Origin of the sequence: Sulfitobacter sp. W002 (genome assembly GCF_025142135.1) — a bacterium.
Classification (GTDB): domain Bacteria; phylum Pseudomonadota; class Alphaproteobacteria; order Rhodobacterales; family Rhodobacteraceae; genus Sulfitobacter; species Sulfitobacter profundi.
The window spans coordinates 23,422-38,747 of record NZ_CP081127.1 but is presented as its reverse complement, the minus strand read 5'-3'; the positions used below and the strand labels follow the sequence as shown (position 1 = coordinate 38,747).

Annotated in this window: 10 protein-coding genes; 6 read left to right on the top strand and 4 right to left on the bottom strand. The window is 63.7% G+C overall.

The window, feature by feature from the left end; translation table 11 throughout:
- Positions 1 to 129: 129 nt before the first annotated feature.
- Positions 130 to 1,647, bottom strand: a complete 1,518-nt coding sequence (locus K3758_RS16955) for an aldehyde dehydrogenase (NADP(+)) (RefSeq protein ID WP_259950402.1) — start codon at positions 1,645 to 1,647, stop codon at positions 130 to 132.
- A gap of 105 nt (positions 1,648 to 1,752) precedes the next feature.
- Here K3758_RS16955 and K3758_RS16950 point away from each other — a divergent pair, with 105 nt between their 5' ends.
- The 5 genes from K3758_RS16950 (at position 1,753) to K3758_RS16930 (ending at position 7,905) form a co-directional block, all read left to right on the top strand.
- The gene (locus K3758_RS16950; RefSeq protein ID WP_259950400.1) at positions 1,753 to 2,781 is read left to right on the top strand and encodes an Ldh family oxidoreductase; all 1,029 of its coding nucleotides are present in this window, start codon (positions 1,753 to 1,755) and stop codon (positions 2,779 to 2,781) included.
- Positions 2,782 to 3,178: 397 nt separating this feature from the next.
- Complete coding sequence (locus tag K3758_RS16945; RefSeq protein WP_259950505.1) at positions 3,179 to 4,678, top strand: glucan biosynthesis protein; 1,500 nt, start codon at positions 3,179 to 3,181, stop codon at positions 4,676 to 4,678.
- Entirely contained in the window at positions 4,675 to 4,845 is a 171-nt protein-coding gene (locus K3758_RS16940) for a hypothetical protein (RefSeq protein WP_259950398.1), read from the top strand. Before K3758_RS16945 ends, K3758_RS16940 begins: the two co-directional genes overlap by 4 nt.
- Before the next feature lie 5 nt (positions 4,846 to 4,850).
- Positions 4,851 to 6,656 (top strand): glucans biosynthesis glucosyltransferase MdoH, encoded by a 1,806-nt coding sequence (gene mdoH, locus K3758_RS16935; protein WP_259950397.1) that lies wholly within the window; start codon positions 4,851 to 4,853, stop codon positions 6,654 to 6,656.
- Complete coding sequence (locus tag K3758_RS16930; protein ID WP_259950396.1) at positions 6,643 to 7,905, top strand: OpgC family protein; 1,263 nt, start codon at positions 6,643 to 6,645, stop codon at positions 7,903 to 7,905. The genes mdoH and K3758_RS16930 overlap by 14 nt, the downstream gene beginning before the upstream one ends.
- Here the strand turns inward: K3758_RS16930 and K3758_RS16925 are convergent.
- The 3 genes from K3758_RS16925 to K3758_RS16915 form a co-directional block, all read right to left on the bottom strand.
- The gene (locus K3758_RS16925; RefSeq protein WP_259950394.1) at positions 7,902 to 9,467 is read right to left on the bottom strand and encodes a phospholipase D-like domain-containing protein; all 1,566 of its coding nucleotides are present in this window, start codon (positions 9,465 to 9,467) and stop codon (positions 7,902 to 7,904) included. The two genes, K3758_RS16930 and K3758_RS16925, sit on opposite strands and share 4 nt — an antisense overlap.
- Before the next feature lie 92 nt (positions 9,468 to 9,559).
- Positions 9,560 to 12,679: an efflux RND transporter permease subunit gene (locus tag K3758_RS16920; RefSeq protein ID WP_259950393.1), complete on the bottom strand. Its 3,120-nt coding sequence runs from the start codon at positions 12,677 to 12,679 to the stop codon at positions 9,560 to 9,562.
- Entirely contained in the window at positions 12,676 to 13,788 is a 1,113-nt protein-coding gene (locus K3758_RS16915) for an efflux RND transporter periplasmic adaptor subunit (RefSeq protein ID WP_259950392.1), read from the bottom strand. The genes K3758_RS16920 and K3758_RS16915 overlap by 4 nt, the downstream gene beginning before the upstream one ends.
- A gap of 313 nt (positions 13,789 to 14,101) precedes the next feature.
- Here K3758_RS16915 and K3758_RS16910 point away from each other — a divergent pair, with 313 nt between their 5' ends.
- Positions 14,102 to 15,322, top strand: a complete 1,221-nt coding sequence (locus K3758_RS16910) for an MFS transporter (RefSeq protein ID WP_259950390.1) — start codon at positions 14,102 to 14,104, stop codon at positions 15,320 to 15,322.
- The last annotated feature ends 4 nt before the right edge of the window (positions 15,323 to 15,326 follow it).

Below are 15,326 nucleotides of genomic sequence, written 5' to 3'. Positions count from 1 at the left end.
TGTGTCGACATATTTTTGATACATAGAGACACTGTTGTCCTTGTCTGGGCGGGGATTGGGCTGCAGCCGTCCCCTTTTCGGGCTGAACTGAGAAAGCCGGGCGCGCGGCCCGGCTGTCTCGGTCTGAAATCACTCTGCCGCGTCTTCGGGCAGTAGCGCCTCTGGCAGGTTCTGATAGGACACCGGCCGCAGGAAACGCCGGATCGACAGGGTGCCCACGCTGGTCGCGCCGAAGTTGGTGCTGGCCGGGTAAGGCCCGCCGTGCACCATGGAATCCACCACCTCGACGCCGGTGGGGAAGCCGTTTGCCAGCAGACGACCGGCTTTGCGTTCCAGCACTGGCATCAACACCCGCGCGGCCTTAACATCCGCGTCATCCATATGCAGGGTGATGGTCAACTGCCCGTCCAGCTCAACTGCCAGCGCGCGCATCTCTTCCAGCGAAGCCACCCGCACCACCAACCCCAGCGGGCCAAAGACTTCTTCATGCAGCGCCGGGTTGGCTTTGAACTCTGCGCCCGTGGTCTCGAACAGGGCGGGGGCGGCATTGCGGCCTGTGCTGTCGGCCACATGCACTTGGCGCAGGCTTTGCGCGGCTTTGAACGTGTCGCGGCCCGCACAGAAGGCCTGCGCGATACCATCGGTCAGCATGACCTGCTCGGCCACGTCTTTCAGCGCGGTGGCGGCACTTTGGACGAAGGCGTCTGCCCCTGCCCCGTCGATCACCACGGCAATGCCCGGATTGGTGCAGAACTGGCCTGCGCCCATGGTCAGGGACGCGGCCCAGCCTTTGCCCAGTTCCTCGGCCCGTGCCTCCATCGCGACGGGGAGCATGAACATCGGGTTGACCGAGCCCAATTCACCAAAGAAGGGGATCGGCTCTGGCCGCGCGGCGCAGAGATCGAACAGCGCCCGGCCCCCGGCGAGGGAGCCGGTGAAACCCACGGCTTTGATCAGCGGATGCTGTACCACGGCCTGACCGACAGCGCGATTGCCGCCTTGGATCAGCGAAAACACCCCGCGCGGCATGCCGCAGCCTTCAACCGCCGCATGGATCGCCTCGGCAACGATCTCTCCGGTGCCGGGATGGGCGGAGTGGCCTTTGACCACGACCGGGCAGCCTGCCGCCAGCGCCGCCGCCGTGTCACCGCCTGCGACCGAGAAAGCCAGCGGGAAGTTCGACGCGCCAAAGACAGCCACGGGGCCGATGGGGCGTTGCACCATGGTGATCGCCGGGCGCGGGGCGGGCTGACGCTCTGGCATCGCCGCATCGAAACGACGGTCGAGATAGTCGCCCTTCTCGATATGTGCCGCGAAAAGGCGCAGTTGGCCAACGGTCCGGCCCCGCTCGCCTTCCAGACGCGCTGCGGGCAGGCCGCTTTCTTGGCTGCCTATTTCGGTGATCTCGGCCCCGCGGGCGTCGATCTCATCGGCGATGGCGTTCAGAAACTTGGCGCGGGCGGCCCGACTGGAATAGCCGTAGTCCCAAAACGCCGCTTCGGCAGCTTCGCAGGCTTGGTCGACCAAGTCCACCGTCCCGACCGAGAATTCATGCACAGGCCCATGAGCGGGGCTAGAGCTAAAGCGGTCGTCCGTGGCGATCCATTCGCCAGCGATCAGGTGTTTGCCATGGGGGGTAAAGGCCATCGTCTATCCTTTCATGCGGGCCGCGGCCCGGTGTCAGCTTGCGTCTCTGCGTAACTGCATACATGATGTATGCAAATGTGCAACCCAAGCCCTGCGAGGATCCAAATGGCTGATACACCCCTGTCACACGACGCACTAAACGGAATTGTCACGCAGATTTTCCAAGGCGCGGGCTTGTCGCCGCAGAATGCCAGTGCCCTCGCGCGGGTGATCGTGGCGGGCGAAGGCGATGCTTGCAAATCCCACGGCATTTACCGGATCGAAGGCTGCCTGCGCACAATCAAGGCGGGCAAGGTGGTGCCCGACGCGGTGCCGCAGGTGCACCAAGACGACAGCGCCATCGTGCGCGTAAATGCAGGCGGCGGCTTTTCCAACGCGGCCTTCGACGCGGGCGCGCCGGTGCTGGCAGAGCGTTGTCGCACGACCGGGATCGCCGCCATGGTGATCAACGATTGCACCCATTTCGCCGCCCTCTGGCCCGAGATTGAGACGCTGACCGATATGGGCCTCGCCGCGATGGCGATGTGCCCCAGTTATGCCAGCGTGGCCCCGTCGGGCGGCACCGACCCTTTGATGGGGACCAACCCTTTCGCCTTTGGCTGGCCACGGGCAGAGGGCAACCCTTACGTCTTTGACTTTGCCACCAGCGTCGCCGCGCGGGGAGAGATCGAATTGCACCGCCGCGCGGGCACGCCCCTGCCCGAAGGCTGGGCCATCGCGCCCGACGGCACGCCCACGACCGATCCCGAAGCCGCCCTTGCCGGGGCCATGTTGCCCTTTGGTGGCCATAAGGGATCCGCCATTTCCACCATGATCGAACTGCTCGCCGGGGTGATGATCGGCGACCTGACCAGCCCAGAGGCGCGCGACGCCTTGGGCTCTCTCACCCTCGCGCCAGCGCATGGGGAGCTGATCATCGCCTTCGACCCGGAAAAGTTTGCCGCTGGCCGCCCCGGCGATCCCTTTGCGCGGGCGGAAACACTCTTTGCCGCGATCATGGGCCAAGGGGCGCGGCTGCCCTCGCAGCGCCGGTTCAAGGCCCGCGCTGAAACCCGCGCAAAGGGGATTCCCCTGACGGAGGTCGAAATGCAAAGCCTAGAGCGCTTGCTGGCCGACGGGCTCGACGTGGCTTGACCCCCTCCCGCGCTTCGGCCCCGCCTGAGGTTGGAGCGTTGAGAGCCGTGGCATGCCCCAAAGCCCTACCCAATGGCGCCGTTGCGCAGGATCGAATGTCACAAAAAAGCGGCGATGCTACGGTAATCTGGGCAAAATTTTGTGCAGACCCAGTCAAGCAAAGCCCGGATAGGCGATTTTCCGCGCTGCTCTGCAGCATTCCGCTGAAAGTTACTGAATCAAGTTTCCAGCGCCGCCGAAAAGATTAGATAGGGAAAAAATTGCACACTCTTAACGTGTCTCTCGGGGTATTGTTTTGCCAAATTCTTATACTACACGATCAAAAAAATTGCGGACCGAAAGCTTAGAGCGGCGTCAGTTTCTGACCCGCTCCGCCGCGTCCTTCGCCGCCGCGCTGATGCCGCTGCGCAGTCGCGCGCAAGAGGTGCCTGCCGCCTCCTTCACATTCGACAATCTGGTCAATGACATGCGGGACTTGGCGCAGTCGTCCTATGCGGCCCCGAAGCCGGTCAAAGGGTTCCTCGCCGATCTTGATTACGACGCTTACCAACGGATCCGTTTCCGCCCCGAACAGGCGCGCTGGCAGGAAAAGGGCGTTGCCTTTAGGTTGCACGCCTTCCACCCCGGCTGGCTGTTCAAAGAGGCCGTGAAGATCAACGAGGTCCGGGGCGACACGGTCGCGCCCATGGGCTTTACCACCGCGGATTTTGAGTATGACGACGCGGCGCTTGCCAAGTCGATCCCTCCCAATGCCGAGATGCCGGGGGTTGCCGGGTTCCGCCTGCACACCCCACTCAACCGCGCCGATATTTTCGACGAATTGATCGTCTTCCAAGGCGCGAGCTATTTCCGCGCTTTGGGGAAAAACACGCTTTATGGGCTGAGCGCGCGCGGCCTTGCCGTCAACACCGGCCTGCCCGAAGGCGAGGAGTTCCCCCGTTTCAGCGAGGTCTGGCTGCGCCGTCCGGAACCGGGCGATATCAGCGCCACGATCTATGCCGCGCTCGACAGCCCGTCGGTGACCGGGGCCTATAGGTTCGTGATCACACCGGGCGAGGACACCACCGTCGAGGTCACCATGCGGCTGTTCCTGCGCAAGGACATCAAGCAGCTTGGCATCGCGCCGCTGACCTCGATGTTCTTGCACAATGGCGCGGACAAGGGCAACTTTGACGATTTCCGCCCCTCGGTCCACGACAGCGAAGTCTTGGTGCTGAACGCGGGCAAGGATGCGACCCTCTGCCGCCCGCTGAACAATCCGCCGCGTTTGGCGAGTTCCTATTTCGGGGCACAGAGCCCGCGCTCTTTCGGGCTGGCACAGCGCAACCGGGACTTTGAGCATTACCTTGATGCGCAAGCCCATTACGAACGGCGCCCCTCTTTGATGATCGAACCCTTGGGCGACTGGGGCAAGGGCACGGTCCGACTGGTCGAAATTCCCTCCGATCTGGAGGGCAATGACAACATCGTCGCCTATTGGATTCCCGAGGGCGAAACCCGTGCCGGGGATGAATTGGCCTATGACTACCGCATGCACTGGGGGATGACCCCACCGGGCGCCACCCCGCAGACCCTTGGCCGCGTGGTGCGGCTGCGCACGGGCCACGGCGGGGTTGCGGGGGTAGAGGCAGATACGCAAACCCGCAAATTCGTTATCGACTTTGCCGGCGGACAGCTGAGCGATATGCCAAGCGACGCAGAGTTGGAGCCGATCGCCAGCGCGCAAAACGGCGAAATCGTCGAGGCGATCCTGAGCCGGGTAGATGGCAGAGACGAATGGCGGCTGGTGCTGGAACTGCGTGCAGAGCCTGACGCCATCGTCGAGATCAAGGCAGTTCTATCGGGATATGACCGCAATCTTACAGAGACATGGGTGTACCAATGGATCAACGCATGAACCTCCAAGAGGCGACGACCCCCTATTCCGCAATGACGGTTGAGGCCGAGACTTGGATGCCGCCCGCCGCCCCGCTTGCCATGCCACGGCAGACTTTGGAACGGCGCGGCCATCTGGCCGGGCTGGCCGATGTCGCGCGGGCGTTCCTGTTGCGGCGTAAGGCCTAGGTTCAATGACACTTCAGCAAAGGCAGCTTGCGGCGGACGGGGCGACCCGTTTTGCACGGTCGGTCGCCGTCTTTTTGTCTCTCGGCTGTGCGGCCCTTGCGTCAATGCTTTTGGCCGAGGCGGCGGCGCGCGATGGGTTCAGCGGGTGGGATGGCATCCGCGCCGTCCTCGTTTTCGCGACCACGGCTTGGCTGGCTTGGGGGGCGTCATTGGCGCTGATCGGGCTTTTCGGCAGCAGATCAACGCCTCCCCGCCCCGCGCTGGACGCGCCGCAGCCGCGCAGCGTGATCGCGGTGCCCATCTGCAACGAAGACCCGCTGACCACTTTCGCCCGCATCGCCGCCATTGACCGATCTGTCGCCCGGGCCGGTGTGACGGCGGATTTCGTCGTTCTGTCGGACACGCGCGATGACGCACTTGCCGGGAAAGAGCAATTCGCCTTTGCACGATTGCTGCGCGAGACAGATGGCCAAGGGCGTATTTTCTACCGCAGACGGCGCGACAATGCGGGCCGCAAGGCGGGCAATATCGAAGAGTTCATTCGCAGCTCGGGCGGGGCCTATGACCTTGCTGTGATCCTTGACGCCGACAGTCTGATGGAGGGCGAGACGATCCGCGCCATGATCGCGCGGATGCAGGCCGATCCGCAATTGGGGTTGCTACAGACCCTGCCCAAGATCATCGGCGCGCGGTCTTTCTTTGGCCGGGCACTGCAATTTGCCTCGTGGTTTCATGGCCCGATCTTCACCCGTGGCCTTGCCCGTATGCAGGGCCCGACGGGCCCGTTCTGGGGCCATAACGCAATCATCCGCGTCCGTGCCTTCGCCGAAAGCTGTGGGCTGCCCGAGCTTTCCGGCCCGCCGCCCTTGGGCGGGCATATTCTCAGCCATGACTATGTCGAGGCGGCGTTGCTTGCCCGCGCCGGTTGGAAGGTCGAGGTGGATGAAACCTTGGGCGGCTCTTTCGAAGAAGGCCCTGAGAATGTCCTGTCCTTTGCGCGGCGAGAGCGGCGTTGGTGCCAAGGCAACCTGCAACATGCGCGGCTGATCTTTGCCCCCGGGCTGGCGGGCTGGAGCCGGTTTGTCTTTTTGCAGAACGTCACCGCCTATGTCGTCTCGCTTCTTTGGGCGGCCTTTCTGATCACCTCGGCCATCAGCACGCTTTACGCGCCGCCGCCTGAGTATTTCCCCGGCCCCTATCAGCTTTTCCCCGTCTTCCCCGACACCAGCACGCGCGAGATCACGCTGCTGGCCTTGGGCGTTTTGGGCCTGCTGGTGGTGCCGAAGCTGCTGATCCTGCTGCACGCGATCCTGACCAAGCGCGCGCGCGAATTTGGCCGCAGCCTGCGCATGTCGCTCTCGGTTCTGACCGAGATCGTGCTGACCACGCTTTTGGCCCCCTTGATGCTGCTCTATCACAGCCGCGCGGTGTTGCAGGTGCTCTCGGGCCAAGACGGGGGCTGGCCTGCCAACCAACGCAACGAAGGCCGGTTGAGCTTGGCGGATGGCTGGGAGGCGGGCCGGTGGATCGTTTTCATCGGCGCGGCGATCATCGCGGCGGTGCAGTGGGTCGCGCCTGACCTGACGATCTGGCTGCTGCCCGTGGCGGTTCCGATGCTGCTGGCCCCGCTGCTTATCGCATGGACCTCCCGCCCCCTGCCCCGCACGCTCTTTGCCGTGCCGGAGGATGCGGCACCGCTGGATGTCGTCGCGGAATACGACAGTATCTGCGATGTCTGGCGGCTGACGTGGAATGACGAACATCTAATGGCGAAACCCACAGCGGCGGACCTGACCCATGCCCCAGCCTAGCACCGGGTTGTCGCCTGCGGCGGCATCGCTCGGCTCTGCCCCCACGGCCAAACCTGCCCGCGACCCGCGCATCGATGTGTTTCGCGGTTTGGCGTTGGTGATGATTTTCATCAACCACGTCCCCGGCAACCCCTATGAAGCTCTGACCATCCGCAACCTAGGCTTTGCCGACGCGGCGGAGGCGTTCTTTTTGATGTCGGGCATCGCGGCGGGCTTGGCCTATACGCCCCGGTTCATTGAGAAAGACCGCCTGCGGCATGGCCTCTGGCGCGCGGTCGCGCCGCTGTGGAAGCGCGCATGGTCGCTTTATCTCGTGCAGATCATGCTCTCAGCCGTGGCTTTGGGCATCTTTGCCGCCGCTTTCCAGATCACGACAGAGGCCGAGTTTCTGACCAAGATCAACATGCGGCAGGTCTTTCAAAACCCGACCCAATCCGTGATCGGGATACCGCTTTTGACGCACCAGTTTGGCTATGTGAACATCCTGCCTGCCTATTCGGTTCTGTTGGTCTGTGCCCCTGTGGCGATCATGCTGGGGCTGCGCTGGCCGCGGCTGCTTTTGGCGTTGTCGCTGACCCTTTGGCTGCTGACCGGCGTTTTCCGGCTGAACCTGCCGAACTACCCCAATCCGGGCGGATGGTTCTTTAACCCTTTTGCGTGGCAGGCGATCTTTGTCTGCGGCCTGCTGGTTGGGCTTAGCCAACGGCAGGGCTATCGGTTCTTTCCCGCCTCGAAAGCGCTGTTTTGGCTGTCCGTCGCGGTGTTGCTAGGGGTGCTGGCATGGCGCTATGTGCCGGGCTTGGGCAAATTCCTGAACCTACAAATGCACCACCTGCGCGAAGCCGGGGTGCCCTTCAACATCACCTCCCATGACAAGACCTATCTCTCCGCCCCGCGGTTTATCCATATTTTGGCTTTGGGATATTTTCTGTCGCAATTGCCAAGCGTGACCCGCCTCTCTGGACATCAGATGGCGCGCCCCTTCCGGCTGATTGGTCGGCATGGGCTGTTGATCTTTGCCAGTGGCACGGTGCTGGCACTGGTCTGTCAGGCGTTGATGATGGCACGGCCCGAGGCAGCTTGGATGCCATGGGTGCTGCCTGCGGTGGGAACGGCGGCCCTTTATGGGATCGCTTGGACTGCTGAAACATCGCGGCGCGTGCTCACCGCGCCAGCGGCACCGGCCGAGCGCAACCCCGTACAAGATAGCGTGCGTTTCGCGGCACCTGCCGCCGAGCCCAGACCTTAGACCTCAGGATCGCGGCGGCCCCATTTGCGCCATGCCAGCCACGCAAGGCCCAGCCCCCCTGCGATCAACGCCATGTGACGCGGGCGAATGCCGCGCCCGGTCGTGGTGCCCTCTCCGGGATGATAGCGCGGGTCGAGCAGTCGGGTGTTTGCCAGAAAGCCGCCGACAACTGTCTCGCTGCCCCGGAACACGGCACGCAGACCGCGACCTTTCTTGCGGTTCAGGGTTTCAATTGTCCCGATCATCGAGCCCTTTTCGGCCATCACCTCGGCCACACGGGCGGCCGGCAGGCCCAAGTGCTCGGCGATGAGACGGGTTCTGAACCCTTCGATCACCTGCGCGGGGCGCTCAATCGCCACGTCGCATTCGGTGTCAAACCCCATGGAGCGGTTGTTGAGGTTGCTGGAGCCGAGGCGCAGAAAATGGTCGTCAATGATCATGATCTTCGCATGCACATAGATCGGCTCTCCCTCGTCGGTGACGGGGAAGTAGATGCGGAAGCGGTTTTGGTGATCCGCCCGCTTTAAGTCTTCGACCAGCCGTTCGCGCAGGACATGCATGGCGTCATCTTCCAACTGCGATTCCGCATCGCGTGGGTTGATGATAACGATCTCGGGCCCGCCCTCTTCGGCCAAACGCGCCTTGAGCGCATCACAGATCGAGGCCGCGGCGAGGTACTGCGATTCAATATAAATATAGTCGCGGGCCGATTTGATCCCGGCGAGGTAGAGTTGTTCGATCTCATTGATCAGCGGCTCTTCGTCAAAGGGCGGCTCGGTCCGGGCGATCCCCACATCAATGTCTTCGGCATCCACCGGCAGGTCTTTGGGCCATTCGAACATGGGCGCGCCATTAGGCTGCGCGATTTCATCCCCCGTGGCCCGCAGCCACCGCCGGCGCGACAGTTCGCCCAAGGCCGCAGCGGCAGGGCCGGACATCGCCGAGGTGGCATCGTGCCATGGGTCGGAGGGAGAGCCATCTTTGCGCACCCGGCGCGGATCATGCGGCAGGTGATCGGGCGTGTCCCAACGGTCTTCGGTCGCGTCGATGCCGCCGCAAAAGGCCAAGGCATCATCGGCCACGACGATCTTTTGGTGGTGGCAGGCGCCAAAGGGGTGGTGCCCGTCCAAGGCGAAATGGATCCGGTCACCGCCAAACAGGCTCAGCGCCAGTGAGGGCACCAGCCGCCCCGGCGCAGCCAACACGGCCCCGTTCCATTTCAGCAGGTAGACATGCAACTCCGGCGTCCGCTCAACCACCGCCTCTACAAATGCGCCGAGTTGGTTAGGATAGCCGTCCGGCGCATTGCCGTCCTCATCGCTCTCGCCCGGCAGCATCTCAAGTTCAAAGTCGAAATCCCAGCCGATCAGCATCAACTGCTGCCGCGCGCCGAGAAAGATCTCGCGCAAGACGCGGAAGTAATCCGCCGCATCGACCACAAGGCCAAAACGCTGGGCCCGCGCAACGCGCCATGTGGACTTATCGCTAAACAGGCTCTGGCGCGTCGCCGCGTCAGTCGGATGCTGCTGGTCCGCCTTCGCCAAATCCAAATCGCCACGCACGTTCCTGTCCCTTTCGGTTCGATCCTACATGACTAAACGCCCAGTGCGGAGGGAAGTTGCATGGGCGCGGAAATATCGGCGGCAACGGCGGTTCAGACCAGTTGCGCTTCGGACAATTCGGCCTGCAGGCGGGCTTCTTCGGCGGCTTTAGGCGTGGTGAAACGCGCCAGCAAGAAATAGGCGACGGGCGTGAGATAGAGCGTCGAAAGCGTGGCCATGCCCAAGCCGCCGACAATCACCCAGCCGAGCGCCTCGCGCGCCTCGGCCCCCGCGCCCGAGGACAGGATCAGCGGCACGCCCCCCAGCACGGTCGAGGTCATCGTCATCATCACTGGGCGCAGGCGGATGGTAGAGGCACCAAAGATCGCGTCGTGAATATCCGCGCCCTGATCGCGCAGCTGGTTGGCGAATTCGACGATAAGAATCCCGTTCTTGGCCATGATCCCGATCAGCATGACCAGCCCGATCTGGCTATAGACGTTCAGACTTTGCCCCGTCATCAGCAGCGCGAAAATCGCGCAGGCAAGGCCCAATGGCACCGTGGCCATCACCACGATGGCAGAGACGAAACTCTCGAACTGCGCGGCGAGGACAAGGAAAACCACAAGGATCGCAAAGCCGAAGGTCACGAAAAGCCCGGAACTGGTTTGATCCAATGCGGCGGCTTCGGCCAAGGGGACGATCAGGTTCTCTTCGTCCAGCACCTCTTGGCCGACCGTCCGCACCTGCGCCAGTGCATCGCCCAGCGACAGGCCCGGCGTCAGCCCGGCTGAGATCTCGACCGAGCGGTTCTGCCCCTCCCGGTCCAGCTCAGGGGCGACGGCGCGCTCTTCGAGGGTGACAAAACTGGCCAGCGAAATCATCTGTCCGTTGCCCGACTGAACAAAGACGTTCTCAAGGTCGCGCGGGTCGTTCACCGGATCCGAGGTCGACAGCATCTGCACGCCGTAGCTGGTGTCGTCGATAAAGACCGATGCCACCTCGCGCCCGTCGAGCATGGCTTGCAAGGCTTGCCCCAGCCCGGTGATATCGACGCCGAGGTCAGCCGCAAGCGTCCGGTCGATCTGGACGAAAAGCTGCGGCTGCGTGCGCTCGTATTCCAGCCGCACTTGGCCCATCGCGGGATTCGTGCTCAGCCGGTCCACCATGGCCTGCGCGACCTGCGACAGTTGCTCATAGTTGTTGCCGGTGATCGCGAAAGACAGCCCCCGCCCCGCGCCGCGAATACCGAGGGAGTTGGGCTGGATCGCAAAGGCCCGCACGCCGACGATGCCGCGCAGCTTGCTGTTGATCTGCCCCACGATCTCATCTTGGCTGCGCGCGCGGTCCTCCCAGCCGGCAAGGGTGAAGACCATGAACCCGCGATTATCCGCGCCAAACCCGGTGATGGAGAAGATGTTCGTCACCTCGCCCGTCTCTTGCAGTGGGGTGATCAGGTCTTCGATCTCGCGCATCTTGGCTTGGGTATAATCAAGCGAGACGCCCTGCGGAGCCGACACGCTGAGCAGCGCCACGGCGCGATCTTCGCGCGGGGTCAACTCTTGGCGGATTTCGCCCGCCACCAGCACTGCCGTCAACGCCACAAAGGCCGCGATCAGCACCACGACATAGGGCATCGCCAGCGCCCATTTGAGGGTCGCGGCGTAGAGCCGAAACAACGCATTGCCAAGCGCCACGACAGGGCCGCGCGGGTTTTCTGCCACTGGTTTGGTCAGCAGACGGCTGGCCAGCACCGGACAAAGGCTCAGCGCCACCACCGAGGACAGCATCACCGCAATGGCGAGGGTGAAGCCAAACTCCCGAAACAGCCCGCCCGCCTGACCGGGCAGGAACGACAGCGGGATAAAGACCGCCGCCAGCGTGGCCGTAGTGGTGACCACGGCAAAGAACACCTGCGATGTGCCCAGCACCGCCGCCGCCCGAGGCCCCATCCCCGCCGCGCGCTGGCGCACGATGTTCTCTAGCACCACAATCGCATCATCCACGACCATGCCAGTGGCCAGAACCAGTGCCAAAAGGGTCAGGATGTTGATCGAAAACCCGACCAGATAGATCGCCGCCAAAGTGCCGATCAGCGCCACGGGCAGGGTCAGCGCCGGGATCAGCGTGGCGCGGAAGTCGCGCAGAAAGATAAAGATCACCGCCACCACGATGCCCACGGCAAAGGCCAGCGTCGACAGCACCTCGCGGATCGAGCCAGAGATAAAGGTCGCATCATCAGAGGTCACGAAAATCCGCACGTCTTGGGGCAACGTCTCGTTCAACTCTGCCACCACGGCGCGCACATCGCGCGAGATCTCAAGCGTGTTCGAGGTCGCCTGCCGGATGATGCCGATGCCCAAACCCAACTGCCCATTGGCCCGCAGGATCGTCTCACCATCGGCGGGGCCGAGCGTCACGGTGGCCACATCGCCGAGCCGGACATTCTCTTTGATCTCCATCGCCTCAAAGGCCTGCGTGGTCGCGACACTGGCGGTGGTGCGCACGTTGATCGACTGCCGGTCCCCGGCCAGATCACCCGCAGGCGCGTCATAGGCGACATCGGCCAAGGCGCGCTGGATGTCGCCCAAGGTCAGGCCCCGGCTGGCCAGTTCCAACTGATCAATATCGACGCGGAAAAACGGTTCGCGGTCACCATAGACCTGCAAATCCGCCACCCCGTTGACCGAGATCAGGCGGTCTTCGACGCGGTCCTGCACCAGTTTGGTCAACTCTTCGGGCGAGCGGCCCATGGAGGTCACGGCGATACGCATTACCGGCTGGGCGTTGGCGTCGGCTTTGACGATCTGCGGCTGTTCGGCGCCCTCGGGCAGTTGGTTCACGATCCGCGCCACCGCGTCGCGCACATCGGTCGCGGCCACGTCGATATCGGTGCTGTCGTTGAACTCAAGCGTAACCCGGCTGCGCCCAAAGCGGGAGTTCGAGGAAATCGCCCGCACACCCGAGACCCGGCCAACCGCCCCTTCGATCCGCCCGGTCAGTTCCTGATCAACGGATTCCGGGGACGCGCCCGAGAATGTCGTGGTGACGGTAACGACGGGCCGGTCGACATTGGGAAGCTCACGCACCTCGGCGCCAAAAAGCGCGGCGATGCCCGCCAGCACGATCAGCGCATTCAACACAAAGGCAAGGATTGGCCGCCGCACGAAGAGCGCCGTGCCCGCCCCGGAGGCGGGCGGCGGCGGGCCTTCGTCGGGTGATGCGGCGCTCATAGGGTGGTCTTCCGCGAAGGCGCGGCACCCGATTGCACGCTGCCCGCACGGTTGGCCTCTTGCACCTCACCGCCTTCGCGCAGGGTTTGCACGCCTTCAGTCACCACCACATCTTCGGCGGTCAGACCCTGCGACAGGACAAGAACGGAATTGCTGTTGCGCTGCGCGATTTCGACCGCGACTTGATGCGCCTTGCCCTCCCGCACCGTCCAGACAAATGGCCCGTCCGAGGACCATTGCACCGCGAGCGGCGGGATCGCCACGAAAGGGTCGCCGACAAAGGTAAGGCTGACCGAAAAGGCCATGCCCGCGCGCAACTGGTCGTCTGCGTTCGGCACCCGGCCTTGCACCAAAAGCGTGCGGCTGGCGCGGTCGATCACGCTGTCGATGGCGCTGACCTCGCCCGTCAGCGTCAGGTCGCGCATCCCAAGCGGGGTAACCGTGATTTCTTTGCCAAGGTCCAGCTTGCCCACCACCCGCTCGGGCACGCGGAAATCGATCAGGATCTCGCTGCGGTCGGTGATGGTGGCCAGTTGATCCTGCGCATTCACCCGGTCGCCTTCTTCAATGTCGGTGATCCCCACCCAGCCCGAGATCGGCGCGAGGATGCGACGTTGGGACAGATCAAACTGCGCTTGGCTGAGCGCAAGTTCGGCGCTTTGCAGGGCCAGTTCCGTCTCGCGTAGGCGCACTTCGCTGACGGCACCGGTATTTTGCAACCGTTTCACCCGGTCTTGCTCGGTCCGGGCGTTTTCGAGCTGCAATTCGGCTTGTTTCAGGGCGATCTGCTCGGCCTCATTCTCAAGCAGAGCGACCACGGTGCCCGCCTCGATCAACTGTCCGGCGGGCAGGTTGAGGTCGGTGATCACCCCCACGGCGTTGGAGCGCAGCGTGACCGAGCGGCGCGCGCGCCCGTCGCCGATGGCGGTGATCCGGTCGGCCAAAGTCTCTTGGCTGACCTTTGCCGTAACAACCAGCGACGGCCCGCCGCCACCCCAACCGCGGCCTGACGACCCCGGCTCTTGCGATGCGACCTCGATCCCCAAAAGATCGAGCAGACCCGTCTCAGCCACATAGGGGCGGGAGGCGGGGACGAAGGTCAACATCATGTAAAGACCAGCAATGAGAACCAGCAAAAATACGAAAAATTGGCGCAGGGATTTCACGGGGATGCGCTTTCAAATTGTTTTACAAGGCGCATAATTGAGCATCCCCCCGAAAAAGGCACGTCAAATCTGCTTGATCAATGGCCGGGCATTCCCTGACGGGGCCGCTGGCTGTTACCACTATGGCGCGGAACCCAGCCCGGTGAAAGGGCGCGGGGGTTGATTACTAGAAATTCGATTGCCGCCGCACATATTCCGGCCCAAAGGCCAGGCAATCACCGGGGCCAAGGCCAGACAAAAGACCAAAGGGGACATCATGCGCGCGACGGTTCTACCACTGGCGACACTGCTACTGGGCTTCTCGCTTTTGCAGATGAGCAACGGGCTGCAAGGCACGCTCTTGGCCGTGCGCGCGGGGCTTGAGGGGTTTGGCGGGGCGACCACCGGCCTGATCATGTCGGGCTTTTTCGCGGGACTGAGCGTGGGCTCCTTCGTCGCACCGCGGCTGATCAGCGGCGTGGGCCACATCCGCACCTTTGCAGCACTCGCCTCTGTCGCCTCCGCGGCGGCGCTGATGCATTTGGCCTTTGTCGACCCTTGGGTCTGGATCGCGGTGCGCTGCCTGACGGGTTTCGCCTTTGCCGGGTTGATCATCGTCACGGAAAGCTGGCTCAATGCGTCGGTCAGTTCCGCGCAGCGGGGCAAGTTGCTGGCGGTTTATGGCATGGTCGGCATGGCATCGGGGGCGGCGGGGCAGTTCCTGCTCAACCTTGGGGATCCGGCTGAGTTCATCCTCTTTGTGCTCGTCTCGATCGTCATGTCACTGTCGCTGGTGCCTATTTCGCTGAGCCGCGTGGAAGGGCCGCGCTCTGAGGGCGCGCAAGAGCCGCCTTCGCTGCGCCGCCTTTGGGGCCTGTCGCCCTATGGCGCGGTCGCCGCGGGGCTGGTCGGGGCCTCCATCGGGACATTCTACGGGCTGGCGCCGCTCTTTGCTCAGGAAATGGGATACACGCAGTCCCGCATCGCCCTGCTGATCGCGGCCTTTACCATCGGCGGCTTGGTGCTTCAGTTCCCGCTGGGCTGGATGTCCGACCGGATGAGCCGCCGTGGTCTTGGCGTGGGGCTGGCCGCCGCAGGCAGCGCCTTGATGTTGCTGACCCTGCCGATCCCGGCGCCGACGGGGACGATGCTGCTGGTTCTGGGGTTCGCCATCGGCGGGCTGGTCCTGCCCGCGCAGTCCATCGTGATCGCCCATGTCAACGACCGCGCCCCCGGCTCGGCGGTGGTGGCCGTCTCGGGCGGTTTGGTGCTGATGCAGGGGATTGGCGCGGCAATCGGCCCGCTGCTGGCGGGTGTGTTGCTGGATACATTGGGGCCGCGCGGCCTGCCGCTGGCGCTTGGCGGCTTTCAACTTATCATCGTGGCATGGGGGCTGCTGCGCATGACCCTGCGCAGCGATCCTGAAACCCAAGAGCGGCACGCGGCACCGCCGCTGACCCCGAACTTTGTCGAAGGTGAGTTGAGCCGCGAGGAATAGCGCG

What these genes read in the sequence shown, in the direction of transcription:
- K3758_RS16915 (WP_259950392.1), bottom strand. Translation starts at nt 13,788, where the DNA reads ATGATGTTGACCTTCGTCCCCGCCTCCCGCCCCTATGTGGCTGAGACG.
- K3758_RS16940 (WP_259950398.1), top strand. Translation starts at nt 4,675, where the DNA reads ATGAACCTCCAAGAGGCGACGACCCCCTATTCCGCAATGACGGTTGAG.
- mdoH (WP_259950397.1), top strand. Translation starts at nt 4,851, where the DNA reads ATGACACTTCAGCAAAGGCAGCTTGCGGCGGACGGGGCGACCCGTTTT.
- K3758_RS16955 (WP_259950402.1), bottom strand. Translation starts at nt 1,647, where the DNA reads ATGGCCTTTACCCCCCATGGCAAACACCTGATCGCTGGCGAATGGATC.
- K3758_RS16910 (WP_259950390.1), top strand. Translation starts at nt 14,102, where the DNA reads ATGCGCGCGACGGTTCTACCACTGGCGACACTGCTACTGGGCTTCTCG.
- K3758_RS16945 (WP_259950505.1), top strand. Translation starts at nt 3,179, where the DNA reads ATGCCGCTGCGCAGTCGCGCGCAAGAGGTGCCTGCCGCCTCCTTCACA.
- K3758_RS16930 (WP_259950396.1), top strand. Translation starts at nt 6,643, where the DNA reads ATGCCCCAGCCTAGCACCGGGTTGTCGCCTGCGGCGGCATCGCTCGGC.
- K3758_RS16920 (WP_259950393.1), bottom strand. Translation starts at nt 12,679, where the DNA reads ATGAGCGCCGCATCACCCGACGAAGGCCCGCCGCCGCCCGCCTCCGGG.
- K3758_RS16950 (WP_259950400.1), top strand. Translation starts at nt 1,753, where the DNA reads ATGGCTGATACACCCCTGTCACACGACGCACTAAACGGAATTGTCACG.